The 16,822-nt window shown below is 69.2% G+C and carries 15 protein-coding genes; 10 read left to right on the top strand and 5 right to left on the bottom strand.

Translation table 11 applies throughout. The features are described from left to right. Positions 1-427 precede the first annotated feature (427 nt). From ACFOYY_RS16265 to ACFOYY_RS16255, 3 genes are read left to right on the top strand one after another with little or no spacing between them, the layout of a single operon-like run. Positions 428-1,801 carry a glutamate decarboxylase gene (locus ACFOYY_RS16265; protein WP_386190196.1) on the top strand — a complete coding sequence of 458 codons (1,374 nt, stop codon included), beginning with the start codon at positions 428-430 and terminating at the stop codon, positions 1,799-1,801. Between the two features lie 24 nt (positions 1,802-1,825). After that, positions 1,826-2,746: a glutaminase gene (locus ACFOYY_RS16260; RefSeq protein ID WP_386190195.1), complete on the top strand. Its 921-nt coding sequence runs from the start codon at positions 1,826-1,828 to the stop codon at positions 2,744-2,746. Between the two features lie 38 nt (positions 2,747-2,784). Next, positions 2,785-4,290: an APC family permease gene (locus ACFOYY_RS16255; RefSeq protein ID WP_386190194.1), complete on the top strand. Its 1,506-nt coding sequence runs from the start codon at positions 2,785-2,787 to the stop codon at positions 4,288-4,290. A 33-nt stretch (positions 4,291-4,323) separates the two neighbouring features. Here ACFOYY_RS16255 and ACFOYY_RS16250 read toward each other — a convergent pair whose 3' ends face one another. Further along, positions 4,324-5,556: a deoxyguanosinetriphosphate triphosphohydrolase gene (locus tag ACFOYY_RS16250; RefSeq protein WP_352008651.1), complete on the bottom strand. Its 1,233-nt coding sequence runs from the start codon at positions 5,554-5,556 to the stop codon at positions 4,324-4,326. Positions 5,557-5,668: 112 nt separating this feature from the next. Then, positions 5,669-8,311 (bottom strand): pyruvate, phosphate dikinase, encoded by a 2,643-nt coding sequence (gene ppdK, locus ACFOYY_RS16245; RefSeq protein ID WP_386190193.1) that lies wholly within the window; start codon positions 8,309-8,311, stop codon positions 5,669-5,671. 400 nt (positions 8,312-8,711) lie between these two features. Between ppdK and ACFOYY_RS16240 the strand changes: the two genes are divergently transcribed. Next, positions 8,712-9,497: a hypothetical protein gene (locus ACFOYY_RS16240; RefSeq protein WP_386190192.1), complete on the top strand. Its 786-nt coding sequence runs from the start codon at positions 8,712-8,714 to the stop codon at positions 9,495-9,497. On the opposite strand, the gene ACFOYY_RS16235 is transcribed toward ACFOYY_RS16240, so the two are convergent. Together ACFOYY_RS16235 and ACFOYY_RS16230 are read right to left on the bottom strand one after the other, a co-directional pair. Further along, positions 9,487-10,872, bottom strand: a complete 1,386-nt coding sequence (locus ACFOYY_RS16235; RefSeq protein WP_352008648.1) for a glycine--tRNA ligase — start codon at positions 10,870-10,872, stop codon at positions 9,487-9,489. The two genes, ACFOYY_RS16240 and ACFOYY_RS16235, sit on opposite strands and share 11 nt — an antisense overlap. Before the next feature lie 115 nt (positions 10,873-10,987). Further along, a complete protein-coding gene (locus ACFOYY_RS16230; RefSeq protein WP_362910747.1) occupies positions 10,988-11,266 on the bottom strand; it encodes an antibiotic biosynthesis monooxygenase family protein in 279 nt (92 codons plus the stop codon). Positions 11,267-11,352: 86 nt separating this feature from the next. Between ACFOYY_RS16230 and ACFOYY_RS16225 the strand changes: the two genes are divergently transcribed. The 6 genes from ACFOYY_RS16225 to ACFOYY_RS16200 all read left to right on the top strand — a co-directional run bounded on the left by ACFOYY_RS16225 (position 11,353) and on the right by ACFOYY_RS16200 (position 15,449). Then, on the top strand, positions 11,353-11,754 hold the full coding sequence (locus ACFOYY_RS16225; protein WP_352008646.1) for a DUF6703 family protein: 402 nt from the start codon (positions 11,353-11,355) through the stop codon (positions 11,752-11,754). Between the two features lie 73 nt (positions 11,755-11,827). Beyond that, positions 11,828-12,742 (top strand): metal ABC transporter substrate-binding protein, encoded by a 915-nt coding sequence (locus ACFOYY_RS16220; protein ID WP_352008645.1) that lies wholly within the window; start codon positions 11,828-11,830, stop codon positions 12,740-12,742. A 36-nt stretch (positions 12,743-12,778) separates the two neighbouring features. Then, entirely contained in the window at positions 12,779-13,531 is a 753-nt protein-coding gene (locus ACFOYY_RS16215) for a metal ABC transporter ATP-binding protein (RefSeq protein WP_352009442.1), read from the top strand. After that, positions 13,528-14,361 carry a metal ABC transporter permease gene (locus ACFOYY_RS16210; RefSeq protein WP_352008644.1) on the top strand — a complete coding sequence of 278 codons (834 nt, stop codon included), beginning with the start codon at positions 13,528-13,530 and terminating at the stop codon, positions 14,359-14,361. Before ACFOYY_RS16215 ends, ACFOYY_RS16210 begins: the two co-directional genes overlap by 4 nt. Next, positions 14,358-14,765: a Fur family transcriptional regulator gene (locus tag ACFOYY_RS16205; protein ID WP_352008643.1), complete on the top strand. Its 408-nt coding sequence runs from the start codon at positions 14,358-14,360 to the stop codon at positions 14,763-14,765. Before ACFOYY_RS16210 ends, ACFOYY_RS16205 begins: the two co-directional genes overlap by 4 nt. A gap of 135 nt (positions 14,766-14,900) precedes the next feature. Beyond that, positions 14,901-15,449 carry a CGNR zinc finger domain-containing protein gene (locus ACFOYY_RS16200; RefSeq protein ID WP_386190191.1) on the top strand — a complete coding sequence of 183 codons (549 nt, stop codon included), beginning with the start codon at positions 14,901-14,903 and terminating at the stop codon, positions 15,447-15,449. Positions 15,450-15,621: 172 nt separating this feature from the next. Here the strand turns inward: ACFOYY_RS16200 and ACFOYY_RS16195 are convergent, their stop codons facing one another. Next, positions 15,622-16,755, bottom strand: a complete 1,134-nt coding sequence (locus tag ACFOYY_RS16195; RefSeq protein WP_386190190.1) for an epoxide hydrolase family protein — start codon at positions 16,753-16,755, stop codon at positions 15,622-15,624. Between the last annotated feature and the right edge of the window lie 67 nt (positions 16,756-16,822).

Here is a 16,822-nt window from a genome sequence, read left to right as displayed (position 1 = left end):
CGTCATGCCGTCGTCGCCCCCTCTCGGATCCCTCCCAGCGAAACCGATCCGTGAAATCGAGCCGGCCACACGATCGGGGCGACGGTTAGAACCGCGAGCCGGCCGGCCGTCAGGTGACCACGGGCTCCGCGGGACTCCACAGCCATGCGCAACGCACCGGACGACCGGGGCACCGTGCCCACAATCAGACCAAAAATAACTATATAAGCCATTTATTTCCAATAATGCATTTATTGGCTATAACATGCCTTTTTATGCCTAATCGTCGGGTAAGTAGCCTGCGGGATCCATGCTCCGGCATCGTACGGCCGGCGAGCGACCCCATAAGACATCTACCGGCCCTCCGGGGCGGGACTCGGAAACGGGGCAGGCCGCCCCCGAGCGTGGCAACCACCGCGCTTGCGACCTCGACAAACAGGAGATCCTCATGCCGTTGCACAAGGTCACGCGCAAAGAGGTCACCCCCTTCAACGACGTGTACGCCTCACCGCTGAGCGAGCAGACGCTGCCGAAGTACCGCCTCCCCGACAGCCCGTCCGACCCGCGCGTGGTCTACGACCTCATCAGCTCCGAACTGCTGCTCGACGGCAACGCCTCACAGAACCTGGCGACCTTCTGCACCACCTGGAGTGACGAGGAGGTGCATCACCTGATGAACGCCTGCCTCGACAAGAACATCATCGACAAGGACGAGTACCCGCAGACCGCCGAGATCGAGTCCCGGTGCGTGCACATTCTGGCCGATCTGTGGCACTCCCCCTCCGGTGGCACCACGATGGGGTGCTCGACGACCGGATCGAGCGAGGCGGCGATGCTCGGCGGGCTGGCGCTCAAGTGGAGGTGGCGACAGCGGCGGCAGGCGGACGGCAAGCCGACGGACCGCCCCAACCTGGTCTGCGGCCCGGTGCAGGTCTGCTGGGAGAAGTTCGCCCGCTACTTCGACGTCGAACTGCGGCAGATCCCGCTCGAACAGGACGCGACCGGCATGCGTCCGCACCAGCTGCGCGACTACGTCGACGAGAACACGATCGGCGTCGTGGCGATCCTGGGCGTCACCTACACCTGTGACTTCGAACCGGTCGCCGACATCGCCGAGGAACTCGACGCGATCCACGAGGAGACGGGCCTGGACATCCCGATCCACGTGGACGCCGCCAGCGGCGGGTTCATCGCCCCGTTCACCCAGCCGGACCTGCTGTGGGACTTCCGCCTGAAGCGGGTCGCCTCCATCAACTCCTCCGGCCACAAGTACGGCCTGGCGCCGCTGGGCGTCGGATGGGTCGTATGGCGGTCCGCCGACCTGCTGCCCAAGGACCTGATCTTCTACGTCAACTACCTGGGCGGCGAGATGCCGACGTTCGCCCTCAACTTCTCCCGTCCCGGCGGGGAGATCATCGCCCAGTACTACATGCTGCTACGGCTGGGGCACGAGGGCTATCGCAAGGTCCAGCAGGCCTGCCTCGACACCGCGCAGTTCCTGGCGGGTCAGATCGCCAAGATGGGACCGTTCAAGCTCTTGTACGACGGCAAGGGCGCCCTTCCAGGGGTCTCCTACACCCTGGCCGACCCTGACCCGGGTTTCACCCTCTACGACCTGACCGAGCAGCTGCGGGCCCGGGGCTGGCAGGTGCCCTCCTACCCACTGCCGGCCGACCGGCAGGACACCGTCATCCAACGAGTGCTGGTCAGGCACGGCATCGGCCGCGACGAGATCTCCCTGCTCGCCGAGGACATCCGCCGCTGCCTCGACAGGCTCGACCGGGGCGGCGGCGCGGAGCACCGGCCCGGGTTCCACCACTGACCAGGGACGCCTCGGGGAGGCCTCATGTCCGCAACGGACTATCAGGACGTCGTCGAACGGGTCGTGGCCGCGGCACGGCCGTACGTCGGAGCCGGGAAGGTCGCCGACTACATCCCCAGCCTCGGCGAGGTCGATCCGAACCGGTTCGGGTTCGCGGTCGCCACCGTCGACGGACGGGTGCACGGAGGCGGGGAGTCTGCGACCCCGTTCACGATCGAGAGCATCTCCAAACTGTTCGCCCTCTCACTCGTGCTCGGTCACGACGGCAAGGAGATCTGGAAACGGGTCGGGCAGGAGCCGACGGGCGACCCGTTCAACTCCCTCATCCCGCTCCAGCTCTCCAAGGGCATCCCGGGCAACCCGTTCGTCAACCCGGGGGCCATCGTGGTCACCGACCAGCTCCTGCACGACACCGGCGACGCCTACGGCGCCATCAGGGCGCTGTTGCGGGCCGAGACCGGTGATCCGCAGCTGCACGTCGACGCGGTCACCGCGCACTCGGAGGAGACGACCGGCAATCGGGACCGGGCGCTGGCCTACCTGGTGGCCGACTTCGGCAACATGCTCAATCCCGTCCCCGAAACGCTGAACCACTACTTCCGTCAGTGCTCCATCATGATCAGCTGCGAGAAACTGGCGCTGGCGGCGCTGTTCCTGGCCCGGCGCGGCGTGCGGGCGGACGGCTCCCGCCTGCTTTCCGAGGAGGACGCCCGCGGTGTCAACGCGATCATGCTGACCTGCGGCACCTACAACGAGGCGGGCGAGTTCGCCTACCGTGTCGGGCTGCCGTGCAAGAGCGGCGTCGGCGGCGGCATCCTGGCCGTCGTCCCGGGACGGTGCACCGCCGTGGCCTGGGGACCCGGCGTCGACGACAAGGGCAACTCGGTCTCGGCCGCCGCCGCCCTGGAGGCGTTCGTGAAACTGACCGGCCTGTCTCCACTGTGAGCGGGACGTCTCCACATCCGACGATCAGGAGGGCAGCGGTGACCCATTCGAAGCACGCCGCCGGAGGACCGGCGGGATCAGGCGCTCACCTGACGGTCTGGACCCTCGGGCTGATGACCGCGGCCTCGATCATCACCAGCCTGCGCGGTCTGTCGCTGATGGCCAAGGAGGAGCTGACGATGTTCGTCTACATCGGCTTCTCCACCTTCCTCTTCCTCATCCCCGCGGGCTTGGTCGCCGCGGAACTGGGCGGAGCGTTCGGCGACAGGGCAGGCGGTCTCTACACCTGGGTCGCCGAGGCGTTCGGCAAGCCGACAGGCTTCATCGCGATGTTCCTGTCGTGGGTGCAGAACATCGTCTGGTATCCGGCGGGCCTCAGCTTCGCCTCGGCCGCGGCCGCCTTCGCCGTCGGCGGCCCGCGGCTGGCCTCCAACCACGTCTACGTCGGCCTGTTCATCATCATCGCCTTCTGGCTGTGCACGTTCGCCGCGCTGGTCAGCAACCGGTTCGCGGCCAAGGTCACCAAGTACGGCTTCCTGCTGGGCACCGTGGTCCCCGGGGTGATCCTGCTGGCCGGGTTCCTGGCCTGGCTGCTGTCCCACCAGCAGATCGGCTGGAACGACGCGACCAGCCAGGCGGTGTCGTTCGAGCGGAACGACCATTCCCACCCTCGTCTGTTCCCCTACATCACCGGTCTGTCGGGACTGTCCTTCCTGGCCGGGATCCTGCTCAACTTCGCGGGCGTCGAGTCGCAGGCCGTGCACGCGATGGAGCTGAGGAACCCGAGGACCGGTTACCCCCTGGTGATCGCGATCGCGGCGGCGCTGTCGTTCTGTATCTTCACCCTCGGCTCGCTAGCGATCGCGGGAGTCCTCCCCTACAAGGAGATCAACATCGAGAGCGGCGTGTTCGACGCCTTCGAGCGGCTCTCGACCACCCTGCTTCACGCCTCGTGGCCGGTTCGGCTGCTCAGCCTCCTGATCTGCTACGGCGCGCTCGGCGGTGTGCTGGCCTGGATCATCGGCCCCAGCCGGGGACTGCTGGTCACCGCCCGGGACGGGATGCTGCCGCCGTTCATGCAGCGGACCAACAGGAGGGGGATACAGATCAACATCCTGATCATCCAGGGCGTGGTCGTCACCGTCATCGCCTCGCTCTACCTCTTCATGTCCAATGTCAGCACGGTGTACTTCCTCATCTCCGCCCTGGCCGTCAGCCTCTACATCATCGTCTACATGATCATGTACGCCTCGGCGATCCGGCTTCGCTACACCCGGCCCGATCTGCCGAGGTCCTTCAGGATCCCGGGCGGCATGGCGGGCATGTGGGCGGTCGCGGGAATCGGCTTCCTCGCCGTCGCCTTCGCCTTCGTCCTGTCGTTCGTGCCACCCGCCCAGCTCCCGGTGGGCAGCCCCGGGTTGTACGTCGCGCTCGTCGCGGCCGGGGCGATCGTCTTCACCGGTGCCCCTCTGGTCATCGAACGGTTCAAGAGGCCGTCCTGGAAACGGTACGCGCAGGCCGCGACGCCGCCCCGGGACACCTGACCGCCCCGGGCCGGGACCTCGAGAGCCCGGCCGTCAGCCTCCCGACAGGCGCCGGTGCCAGGTGAGCGCGGAGGTGTCGGTGAGCGAGGCGATCTGGTCGACGACCACCCGCAGCCGCCCGGCGTCGGTCTCCGCCCTGGTGAAGGCGGGACGCAGCGCGGGCTCCAGGGTGAGCGGCGCGCCGAGCATGATCAGGTGGGCGAGGTCACGGACGATCTCACGCTGCCTGGCCTGGTTGGCGCTGTGCGCGTCGCTGGTCATCACGTAGTGCGCGGTCAGCCCCTTCAGCAGGGCGCATTCGAGACGGGTGCGCCGGGGGACGACCAGGTTGGCGCCGTGGCGCCCCGCGGCCTCGCCGTACGCCTCGCGGGTCGCCTCCTGCGCGGAGCGGCACAGGTGGCCGATGAGGGAGCTGGTGAGCGCCTTGGTCGCGACGAGGTCGGCGAGTGTGCCGTCGAAGTGCCGGGGCCACAGCGGCAGGGCGAACAGCCCGCCGAGGACGTCGTCGAGCTCCGCGGGCTCGGCGTCGGGGGCGTACCAGGCACGGGTCGTCGCGCAGACGCCCCCGCGCTCCGCCGGGTCGCGCAGCACCTGCGGCATGACGGCGCCGGAGTGCAGGGCGTCCTCCAGGTCGTGCACCGAGTAGGCGACGTCGTCGGCCCAGTCCATGATCTGGGCCTCGAAGCTGACGCTGCCCTCGGGGGCGCCCCGCCTGATCCACTCGAAGACCGCCATGTCCTCGGGGTAGGCGCAGTACTTGGGGCTTCGCTCCCTGGTCCAGGGATACTTGGTCGCGGCGTCCAGGCAGGCCCGGGTGAGGTTGAGCCCGGCGCTGCGGCCGTCCTCGGTGAGGACCTTGGCCTCAAGACGGGTCAGCAGGCGCAGGCTCTGCGCGTTCCCCTCGAACCCGCCGCACCCGGCGGCCAGTTCGTTGAGGGCGGTCTCCCCGTTGTGCCCGAACGGCGGATGCCCCAGGTCGTGGGCCAGGCATGCGGTCTCGACCAGGTCGGGGTCCCTGCGCAGGGCCTGGCCCATCTCCCTGCCGATCTGCGCGCACTCCAGGGAGTGGGTCAGCCGGGTGCGCGGGATGTGCTGCCCGCTGCCGAGTGTCTCCGCCGGTCCGACCACCTGGGTCTTGGCGGCGAGCCTGCGCAGCCCCGCGCTGTGCAGCACCCGCGCCCGATCGCGTTCGAACGGGCTTCGTTCGGGGTTGCCGGGCGGTTCCGGCACCCATCTGGCCTGGTCATGCTCGTCATAAGCGTGCATAAGTGCAGTGATTTTATCCAGGAAAGGTGCCACCTATGCGAAACGTCGTGGAAACACCTGGTGACTCCTGGAAACCCCGGCCTCCTCCAGGGAGGCCGGGGCGCACGATCCGTCAGCGGGTGTCCGAACCCGTGCTCACCAGGGCCGCGCGGCCCGCCTCAAGACGGGCGACGGGGATGCGGAACGGCGAGCAGGACACGTAGTCGAGCCCCACCTGGTGGCAGAAGTGGATGGAGTCCGGGTCGCCGCCGTGCTCGCCGCAGATGCCGAGCTTGAGGTCGGGCCTGGTCGCGCGTCCCTCCTCCGCCGCGATCCGCACGAGCCTGCCGACTCCGTCGCGGTCCAGCGACTCGAACGGCGAGACGCCGAAGACGCCGAGCTCCAGGTACTTGGAGAAGAACGCCGCCTCCACGTCGTCCCGGGAGAAGGCCCAGGTCATCTGGGTCAGGTCGTTGGTGCCGAAGGAGAAGAACTCCGCGGCCTCGGCGATCTGCGCCGCGGTCAGCGCCGCCCTGGGCACCTCGATCATCGTGCCGACCAGCGCCTCGACACCGACCTCGGCCAGGATCCGCCGCGCCTCGTCCCTGACGTGCTCCAGCTCCTGGACCGCGCCGACCAGCGGGATCATGATCTCGGCACGGGCGCCCTCCACGGCCTTGGCGGCCTCGGCGATCGCCCTGACCTGCATGGCGAACAGGCCGGGGATGACCAGGCCGAGCCGTACACCGCGCAGGCCGAGCATGGGGTTCTGCTCGTGCAGGCGCTTGACGGCGGCCAGCACCCTGCGGTCCTTCTCCTCGGCCTGCTCCCCGGCGAGGGCCACCTTGACCGACAGCTCGGTGTAGTCGGGCAGGAACTCGTGCAGCGGCGGGTCGATCAGCCGGATCGTGACGGGCAGGCCCGCCATCGCCTGGAAGATCTCCACGAAGTCCGCCTTCTGCAGCGGTTCGAGGGCCGCCAGCGCCCGGTCGCGCTCCTCCTCCGAGGAGGCCAGGACGAGGTCCTCGACCAGCTGCCTGCGGTCCCCGAGGAACATGTGCTCGGTACGGCACAGCCCGATGCCCTCGGCGCCGAACCTGCGGGCACGGGAGGCGTCCTCGGCGTTGTCGGCGTTGGCCCGCACCTTCAGCCGCCTGGCGGCGTCGGCGTGGGTCATGATGCGGTGCACCGCCGCGACCAGCTCGTCGTCCTGGTCGGTCGCGCCCTCGAAGTACTCGACGACCGGGGAGGGGACGACGGGCACCTCGCCGAGGTAGACCGCGCCGCTCGATCCGTCGATGGAGATGACGTCCCCCTCGGAGACCACGACGCCGCCGGGGGCGGTGAACCTGCGCTCCTTGGTGGAGACCTCAAGCTCCTCCGCACCGCACACGCAGGTCTTGCCCATGCCCCGGGCGACGACCGCGGCGTGGGAGGTCTTGCCGCCCCGGCTGGTGAGCACGCCCTGGGCGGCGATCATGCCCGCCAGGTCGTCGGGGTTGGTCTCGCGGCGGACCAGGATGACGGCCTCTCCCGCCGCGGCCAGCTCGACGGCCCGCGCGGAGGAGAAGACGGCCTTGCCGACGGCGGCGCCGGGCGAGGCGTTCATCCCGGTGGTGATCCTGGCGCTCTTCGCGTCGCCGTCGAAGCGCGGGAACATCAGCTGGGCCAGCTGGGCGCCGTTCACCCGGGTCACGGCCTCGTCGAGGTCGATCAGGCCCTGGTCGACCAGCTGTACGGCGATGCGGAAGGCCGCCCCCGCCGTCCGCTTGCCCACCCGGGTCTGCAGCATCCACAGCTTGCCGCGCTCGACCGTGAACTCGATGTCGCACAGGTCGCGGTAGTGGTTCTCCAGCGTCTCCATGATCTTCATGAGCTCGTCGTAGACGGACTTGTCGATGCGCTCCAGGTCCTGCAGCGGCATGGTGTTGCGGATGCCCGCGACCACGTCCTCACCCTGGGCGTTCTGCAGGTAGTCGCCGTAGACGCCCTGGTGGCCGCTGCCGGGGTCGCGGGTGAAGGCGACGCCGGTGCCCGAGTCCATGCCGCAGTTGCCGAACACCATCGAGCACACGTTGACGGCCGTGCCCAGGTCGGCGGGGATGCGCTCCTGACGGCGGTAGAGGACGGCGCGCGGGGCGTTCCACGACTCGAAGACCGCCATCACGGCCATGCGCATCTGCTCGTGTGGGTCGGCGGGGAAGTCCTGGCCGGTCTGCTCGCGGACGATGCCCTTGTAGGTCTCGACCAGGCGCTGGAAGTCGGCGGCCTCAAGCTCCAGGTCGTCACGGCCGTTCTTGAGCTCCTCCAGGGCCTCGTCGAACAGTTCACCGTCGATGCCCTGGACGGTCTTGCCGAACATCTGGATGAGGCGCCGGTAGGAGTCCCAGGCGAAACGCTCGTTGCCCCCCGCCTGCTTGACCAGGCCGTGCACGGACTGGTCGTTGAGCCCGATGTTCAGGACGGTCTCCATCATGCCCGGCATGGAGAACTTGGCCCCGGAGCGCACACTGACCAGCAGGGGGTCGTCGGCCTGGCCGAGACGCCTGCCCATCCGGCCCTCCAGCGCGGCCAGGTGCCGGGAGATCTCCTCCTCCAGCCCCTCGGGGAGCCCGCCGTCCTCAAGGAAACGGCGGCACGCGTCGGTGGTGATGGTGAAGCCGGGGGGCACCGGCAACCCGAGATTGGTCATCTCGGCCAGATTGGCCCCCTTACCGCCGAGCAGATCCTTGAGATCTTTGTTGCCCTCGGTGAAGTCGTAAACGTACTTGGGCACGGTTGCTCCTTCTGCGACTTCAAATGACGTGTGGTCCCGCCTTGGTTGGACTCTACCGACGCAGAAGAAGACGAAACGCCACCCACCCCACGAAAGAGCGTTTGCCCAGGTAGAAGGCTACATAGCGGTCTAATCCAATTTAAATGAGCAGCAAAGCCGCAGTGATATGGACCACCCCAAGAATTGGTATAAACCAATTGGTATAAACCAATTGTCTCAGCATTCAAACGCGTTCACGGAGGGTTCAACCCATGCTGTATGGGGTACGGAACGGCCCTCCCGCGCATCCGATGTAACGCGCGTCACACACGCTCCCGGGGTCACACGGGAAACGACCGGGTCCCGATTGTCGAAGATCTCCTGGCTCACCCCGGCTTCGCATGGGATTGTCACCTTTGTGATGAGTAGTGGCGAAGCGAGGAACGACCACCCCTGGGCCAGGCCGGACAGCCGCGAGGAGGAACGACAGACGGCCAGGCCGCCGTGGGAGGCGGGACGGCCCGGCTGGGCGGCCCGCGCCGGGGAGCAGGCCGGCCCTCCGAAGCGGGCCGTGCGGACGGGACGCCGTACGAGAAGGGTCCTCGCCTGGGTTCTGACGGGAACGCTCGCGCTGGCCGCCCTGCTCGCCGGCCTGGCCGTTCTCGTGCCGCGTCTGCTGTCACGCCCCGGGCCGGGCGTCCTGGCCTCCTCAGGCCCGGCCTCCGCCGAACGGTCACAGGAGCCCGGCGCCGTCACCTACATCGACGACGTCCGGCTCGGCACCTGCGTCAACGAGGTCTCCGACAGCACGACCTCCGACAAGAACAGCGGAATCCTGCCCCTGGTGAGCTGTTCGGCACCGCACGACGGCGAGGTGCTGGCCAGGTTCCTGTTACCCCCCGGGATCTGGCCGGGCGAGGCGAAGGTGCGGGAGACGGCCGCGCGGGGGTGCCGGGGACGGCTTGAGCCGCTCTTCGAGAACAGTCCCGCCGGAGACCGGCTGGCCACGCTGGCCTTCGTCCCGTTACGGGAGGAGTGGCCGGAGGACCGGCTCGTGGTCTGCGTCGCCGTGCATCAGGGGGTCGCGCCTCTGGTCGGGCCGGTCGTCCCGGGCGGCTCCGGGCCTCATGACGCCGACCCCCCGCGGACACAGACGGCCCCCGCTCCCGTGGTCGCCGGGGCGGGGTCCGGGTGGGTCAGTCGTTGAGGTGCTGACGGAGGTAGGCGTCGACCTTGTCGAGGGCCACGCGCTCCTGGGTCATCGAGTCGCGCTCGCGGATGGTCACCGCGTGGTCCTCAAGGGTGTCGAAGTCGACCGTGACGCAGAACGGCGTGCCGATCTCGTCCTGACGACGGTAGCGACGGCCGATGGCGCCCGCGTCGTCGAACTCGACGTTCCACCGGCGGCGCAGCTGGGCGGCCAGGTCCTTCGCCTTCGGCGACAGGTCGGCGTTGCGCGACAGCGGCAGCACCGCGACCTTGACCGGCGCGAGGCGGTGGTCGAGCCGCATGACCGTGCGCTTCTCCATGACGCCCTTGGCGTTGGGCGCCTCGTCCTCGGTGTAGGCGTCGATCAGGAAGGTGAGCGTGGCGCGGTCGACACCGGCGGCGGGCTCGATCACGTAGGGGACGTAGCGCTCGCCGGTCTCCTGCTCGAAGAAGCTCAGGTCGGTGCCGGAGGCCTTGCCGTGGGCCGTCAGGTCGAAGTCGGTGCGGTTGGCGATGCCCTCCAGCTCACCCCACTCGCCACCGGTGAAGTTGAAGCGGTACTCGATGTCGACGGTCCGCTTGGAGTAGTGGGAGAGCTTCTCCTTGGGGTGCTCGTACAGACGCAGGTTCTCCGGGGTGATGCCCAGGTCGGTGTACCAGCGGAAACGCTCGTCGATCCAGTACTGGTGCCACTCCTCGTCGCTGCCCGGCTTGACGAAGAACTCCATCTCCATCTGCTCGAACTCGCGGGTGCGGAAAATGAAGTTGCCAGGAGTGATCTCGTTGCGGAACGACTTGCCGATCTGGCCGATGCCGAACGGGATCTTCCTGCGCGCCGACTGCTGCACGTTGAGGTAGTTGATGAAGATGCCCTGCGCGGTCTCCGGGCGCAGGTAGGCCAGGCCGGACTCGTCCTCGACGGCGCCGAGGTAGGTCTTCAGCAGGCCGCTGAACTGCTTGGGCTGGGTGAAGGCGCCCTTGTTGCCGCAGTTGGGGCAGGTGATGTCGGCCAGGCCCTCGGCGGGCTGCTTGCCGTGCTTGTCGGCGTAGGCCTCCTCAAGGTGGTCGGCCCGGTAGCGCTTGTGACACGACTGGCACTCGGTCAGCGGGTCGGTGAAGGTCTCCACGTGGCCGCTGGCCTGCCACACCTCGCGGGCGAGGATCACGCAGGAGTCAAGGCCGACGACGTCGTCGCGGCCCTGCACCATGGTCTTCCACCACTGCCGCTTCACGTTGTTCTTGAGCTCCACCCCCAGTGGGCCGTAGTCCCAGGAGGCCCGGAGGCCACCGTAGATCTCGCTGGAGGGGTAGACGAGCCCACGTCGCTTGGCGAGGCTGACGATGGTGTCCATGATGTCCGTACGGCGTGCCATAAGGGAAAATCTCCATCCGGCTGGAGGTCGGCGAGGAATTGGTCGAGACCCCAGCTTAGGGGAGCCGCACCTGCGCCAGACGCGCATTGCCCCCACGCCGCCCGCGCGGCGGGTCCTACGGACGTTCGGCGTCCTCGAAGGCGCTGGGCTCGTTGAGCATCAGGGGCATCAGCGGGTACATCGCCATCCTGGCCGCGCCGAGCGCGCGCCGGTAGAACCCCGCCCCCTCCCACTCGCTGACCAGCGCCCACAACTCGGGCTCGTCCACCGACCTGACCACGCGCCCGCGCACGTATCCCGGCTGCCCCGCCAGGGTGTCGACGATGTCGTGCGCCTGGACGAGGAACTCCCCGGTACGGCCTGCGGGCACCGAGTAGCGGATGAGAGCGAGCATCCGCCCAGAATGCCAGAGCCCGGCCCGCCGCCGCGCACCGGTGCGGGAGCTGCCGCCGGGAGGGGTCACGGCGTTAGGCTCGGGCCGTGGCCGAAAAACGCCGTGAGCGCCCCGCACACCCGATGGCCAGGCCCCGCCCCACCCGGGGCGCGGCGAGAGGCCCCCGTCCGCTGCCGCCCGGCGAGCAGTTCTTCACGCCCGGAGCCACGGGGCTGCGGCGCGAGGTCGAACGGCGCAGCGCGGCCCCGCTCGTCTTCCTCTTCCAGCTTCCCCGCTGGATCCTGCCGGTGGTCCTGGTGGCGTTGCTGCTGGCCGGGTTCGCCGTGCCGTCCTTCCTCGGCGGGATCGCGGTGCTGCCGGTGATCGGGTTCGTCGGCTGGCTGGCCTACATGTCGTGGCCCTCGCTCGGCGTCAGGGGGCGCGTCCTGCGCGTCGCCCTGCTGACCTTCCTGCTCCTGCTGGTCGCCGACAGATTCGGGGCGTTCTAGACGATTTTGACAACCATTTTCATTTACGCGCATACTGGTGAGCATGATGTCCGGCTCCTCCCGACGTATGCACATGCGCACAGCAAGTCTGCTCGCCGCTCTCACCGCCGTCCTCACCGTCACCACCGCCTGCGGCTCCGGCCAGGCAGGACCGGCCGGAGCACAGGGAGGCAAGACCGACATCACCGCGGCCATGTACCCCCTGCAGTGGCTGGCGGAGCGGATCGGCGGCCCCGACGCCACCGTCACCACCCTGACCAAACCCGGAGTCGAACCGCACGACCTCGAACTGTCCCCCGCCCAGGTCGCCGGCATCGAGGCGACCGGTCTCGTCGTCTACGTCAAGGACGTGCAGCCCGCGGTGGACGAGGCCGTCGAACAGCACGCGGCCGGCCGGGGCCTCGACGTCGCCTCCCTGGTCAAGACCATCCCCTCCTCGGCCGGGGAGCAGGGCGAGGGTGAGACGGGCGACGCCGCCCACGACCCGCACGTCTGGCTCGACCCCTCCCGGATGGCCATGATCGCCACCAAGCTCGGCGACAGGCTCGCCGAGGCCGACCCGGCCCACGCCAAGGGCTACCGGGACCGGGCCGCCGCGACCGTCGCCGACCTCACCACCCTGGACGGCGAGATGTCACGGGGCCTGAGCGGGTGCTCCTCGACGGCGATCGTCACCAGTCACGCCGCGTTCGGCTACCTCGCCGACCGCTACAAGCTCCGCCAGATCGGGATCAACGGCATCGACCCGGAGGCCGAGCCCTCCCCCGCCCGGCTCGCCGAGGTGGCGAAAGTGGCCAAGCAGGAGAAAGTGACTACGATTTTCAGTGAGGCCCTCGTCAGCCCGAAGGTCGCCGAGGTCCTCTCCACGGAGATCGGCGCCAAGACGGCCGTCCTGGACCCGGTCGAAAGCCAGCCGGCGAACGGCGACTACCTGTCCGCCATGCGCCAGAACCTCAGTGCGCTCCAGACGGCGCTCGGCTGCTCGTAAAGGCGACACGTGACATCCATCGAAACGGTTTTCAGCATGAGCGGCGGCCAGGTCAGCCTGGACCGCCGCCCGGTGCTCCGGGGCGTCGACCTGACCATCGGAGCCGGTGAGGTGGTGGCCGTGCTGGGCGCGAACGGCTCGGGCAAGTCCACCCTCATCCGCGCCCTGCTCGGCCTCGCCCCCCTGTCCGGCGGCACCACCCTGCTGTACGGCACGCCGCCCGCCCGGTTCAGGCAGTGGTGGCGGATCGGGTACGTGCCCCAGCGGCTCTCGGTCGGCGGCGGCGTGCCCACCACCATCCGCGAGGTCGTCGCCTCCGGCAGGATCGCCAGGCAGCGGCGCCTGCGCCTGACCGGCGCCGCCGACAAAGAGGCGACCTCCAGGGCGCTACAGGCCGTCGGCATGGCCGACAGGGCGGGCGACCCGGTCCAGGCGCTGTCCGGCGGGCAGCAGCAGCGGGTGCTCATCGCCCGCGCCCTGGCGGGCGAGCCCGACACCTTCGTCATGGACGAGCCGACCGCAGGTGTCGACGCCCAGAGCCAGCAGCTGCTGGCCGACACCCTGACCTCCCTGGTCGCCCAGGGCAAGACGGTCCTGCTCGTCGCCCACGAACTCGGCCCGCTCGAACCGCTCATCACCCGGGCCGTCGTGCTCAGGAACGGATTCGTGTGCCACGACGGCGCGCCACCCCACGCGGTCGGCGCGCACGCGCTGCCCGGTCACGACCACGTCCACCCGCATGAGGCGGGCAAACCGCTGAGCTCGCTCGACTGGAGACCGACGTCGTGATGGACCTTCTGCAGTACGAGTTCATGCAGCGGGCACTGATCGCCGCGCTGCTGGTCGGCCTCGCCGCCCCGGCCATCGGCACCTTCATCGTGCAGCGCAGGCTGGCCCTGCTCGGCGACGGCATCGGGCACGTCGCCCTCACCGGTGTCGCGCTCGGCTTCCTGACCGGCACCGCCCCCGTGCTGACCGCCGTCGTGGTCTCGGTGCTCGGCGCGGTGGCCATCGAGCTGGTCCGTGAGCGCGGCAGGACGGGCGGCGACGTGGCGCTCGCCCTGCTGTTCTACGGCGGCATCGCCGGAGGCGTGCTGCTCATCTCACTCGCCCCGGGAGGCAGCAACTCCAGCCTGCTGTACTACCTGTTCGGCTCGATCAGCAGCGTCAGCGTCGAGGACGTCTGGGTGATCGCCCTGCTCGCGGTCGCCGTCCTGGGCGTCGTCGTCTTCTTCGGCCGCGAGCTGTACGTGCTCTGCCAGGACGAGGAGGTCGCCAGGACGTCGGGCCTGCCGGTGCGTTTCCTGAGCCTGCTGATCGCCGTCACCGCGGCGCTGACCGTGGTCATCGCGATGCGCGTGGTCGGCCTGCTCCTGGTCAGCGCCCTGATGGTGGTCCCGGTCGCCACCAGCCAGCAACTCACCCGGGGCTTCAGGAGCACGATGCTGCTGTCCATGGTCTTCGGGATGGTCTCCACGGTCAGCGGGCTTACTTCCTCCTTTTATGTCAAGGTGCCATCGGGCGCCATCATTGTTGTCATAGCGCTCGGAGGGTTCGTCCTGGCCCTCGCGCTCGGTAGATTCGTACGCCGAAGCCGACCACAGGAGTCCAATCCATGAGCAGCAGACGCGATGCCGTCCATGACGTCCTCCGCCACAGCGAGGGCTTCCGAAGCGCGCAGGACGTCTACGCCGAGATGCGCGCCGAGGGCGCCAAGATAGGCCTGACGACCGTCTACCGGGCGTTGCAGGCCCTGGCCGACAGCGGCCACGTCGACATGCTCAGGACCGACGACGGTGAGTCCGTCTACCGCGCCTGCGCCAGCGGCGACCACCACCACCACCTCGTCTGCCGCCGCTGCGGCAGGACCGTCGAGGTCGCCGGGCCCGCGGTCGAGCGCTGGGCCGAGACGGTCGGGGCCGAGCACGGCTTCACCGACGTCACGCACACGGTCGAGGTCTTCGGCACCTGTGCCTCCTGCTCGACCGCCGCCAGGACGCACGCGGCGGTGAGTCACTCCTGACGACCGCCCCGGCCACGGCGTGGCTGACGTACCGTGAAAAGCCCCTCACGCCCGCGTTACGGGGGATAATCATCCGAGACGGCGAGTCGCCGGACGCGCCCTCCCACGCCGAAACCGCCATCCTCAGGAGTCAACATGCCATTCGGACATGACATGGTGCACTCACTCGCGACCGTGGTCGACCTCATCAACACCTCCCCCGCCACCGGAGGCCCCGACAGGCTGACCGACCTGCGGGAGCTCGGTGAGTTCGTGGAGCGCCACCAGGTCAGCGGTGTCGGTGAGCTCTGCTCCTCCGACCTGAACCAGGTGCGCGCGGCACGCGAGGCCTTCCACAAGGTCTTCACCGCCCCCGACCAGGCGACGGCGGTCATCCGGCTGAACACCCTGCTGAGCGAGACCCGCATCACCCCGCGCCTGACCGAGCACGACGGGCACCCCCTGCACGTCCACTACTTCGCCCCCGGGGCATCCGTCGGCGAACACCTGTCGGCCGACCTGGGGGTCGCGCTGGCCCACCTGCTCGTCGAAGGCGAGTGGGAACGGCTGCGCACCTGCTCCGCGCCCGACTGCGACAACGTCTTCGTGGACGAGTCACGCAACCGCTCCCGCGTGTACTGCGACAGCCGCACCTGCGGGAACCGGATGCATGTGGCGGCCTACCGGGCGCGGCGCCGGGCGTAGTCCGCTGTGTCTCTTTGCGCCGCCTGGCGGCGGCGCGGGCTTGGGCGCTTTCGGGTCGGTGTCCTCCCTCGTCGCTCATCCGCTGCGCTCCTTCGCTCCTCGGTCCAGGCACCGACGCGCCCAAGCCGAAACCCCTCACGCACGGCGCCGGTGCACCCGGAGAGCGTTGGGGTCAGCGGACTTTGGCGAAGAAGGCCCGGAGGTCGGCGGCCAGGTCGGCCGGGCGGTCCATGGCGATGAAGTGGTGACCGGGCGGATTGTCCTCCGGCCAGTGGAGGATGGTGTTGTGGCGCTCGGCCAGGCGGCGGATGCCGGGCGGGCCGCTGTAGACGCCGGTCGGCACGGCGGCCTGGCCCTGCGGCCAGCCGAAGCCGGTGCTCTCGTAGTACGGCCAGGCCGAGCTGCCGAAGGTTCCGGTGAACCAGTACAGGCTCACGTTGGTCAGCAGTTGGTCCCGGTCGATCACCTGCTCCAGCGGCCTGCCCGAGGCGTTGAACTCGTGGAACTTCTGCGTCGTCCAGGCCAGCGCCGCGACCGGTGAGTCGTGCCATCCGTAGGTGAAGGTCTGCGGCGCCGCGCGCAACAGCGCGTGGTGGTCGACGCCGTTCATCCAGTCCTGCTCCTGGAGCCGGGCGAAGGCCGCCCGTTCCTCCTCCGTCATCTCCGGCAGGTCCTTCTCCGTGGGGAAGCCGAGGCCGGCGAGGACATACACACCGGCCACGTGGCCCGGTGCGGCCCTGGCGACCTCCGGCGCGACGTAGGCCCCGAAGTCCCCGCCCTGCGCGCCGTACCGCTCGTAGCCGAGGCGGCGCATCAGCCCCGCCCAGAGCCGCGCCACACGCGCCGCGTTCCAGCCGGTCCCGCGTGGTGGCGCGGAGAACCCGAAGCCGGGCACGGAGGGGACGACGACGTGGAACGCCTCCGAGGGGTCGCCGCCGTGGGCGCGGGGGTCGGTGAGGCGGTCGATGAGCCGGGCGAACTCCGCGAACGTGTTCGGCCAGCCGTGGGTGAGGACGAGGGGCAGGGCGCCGGGCTCGGCCGAGCGCACGTGCAGGAAGTGGATCTCCTGGCCGTCGATCTCGGTCATGAACTGCGGGAACGCGTTCAGCCGCGCCTCGTGCGCGCGCCAGTCGTATGTGTCGCGCCAGTGGGCGGCGAGTTCCCTGAGGTAGCCGGTGGGAACCCCTCGGGTCCATCCTTCGCCGGGCAGCGGCCGGGGCCAGCGGGCGCGACCGAGGCGGTCGTTCAGGTCGTCCAGGTCGGCCTGGGCGATGTCGATCAGGAAGGGGCGGATCTCGGTGTTCATGGTTCTCCCGACAGGTCGTGGCGACAGGACGACGATAGGAGCCATGTAGGTCGGGACCTGTCCTATA

The organism is Streptosporangium jomthongense (assembly GCF_042650425.1).
Classification (GTDB): Bacteria; Actinomycetota; Actinomycetes; order Streptosporangiales; family Streptosporangiaceae; genus Streptosporangium.
Note: the sequence above shows the minus strand (reverse complement) of the source record. Positions and strands in the feature narration are given on the sequence as shown.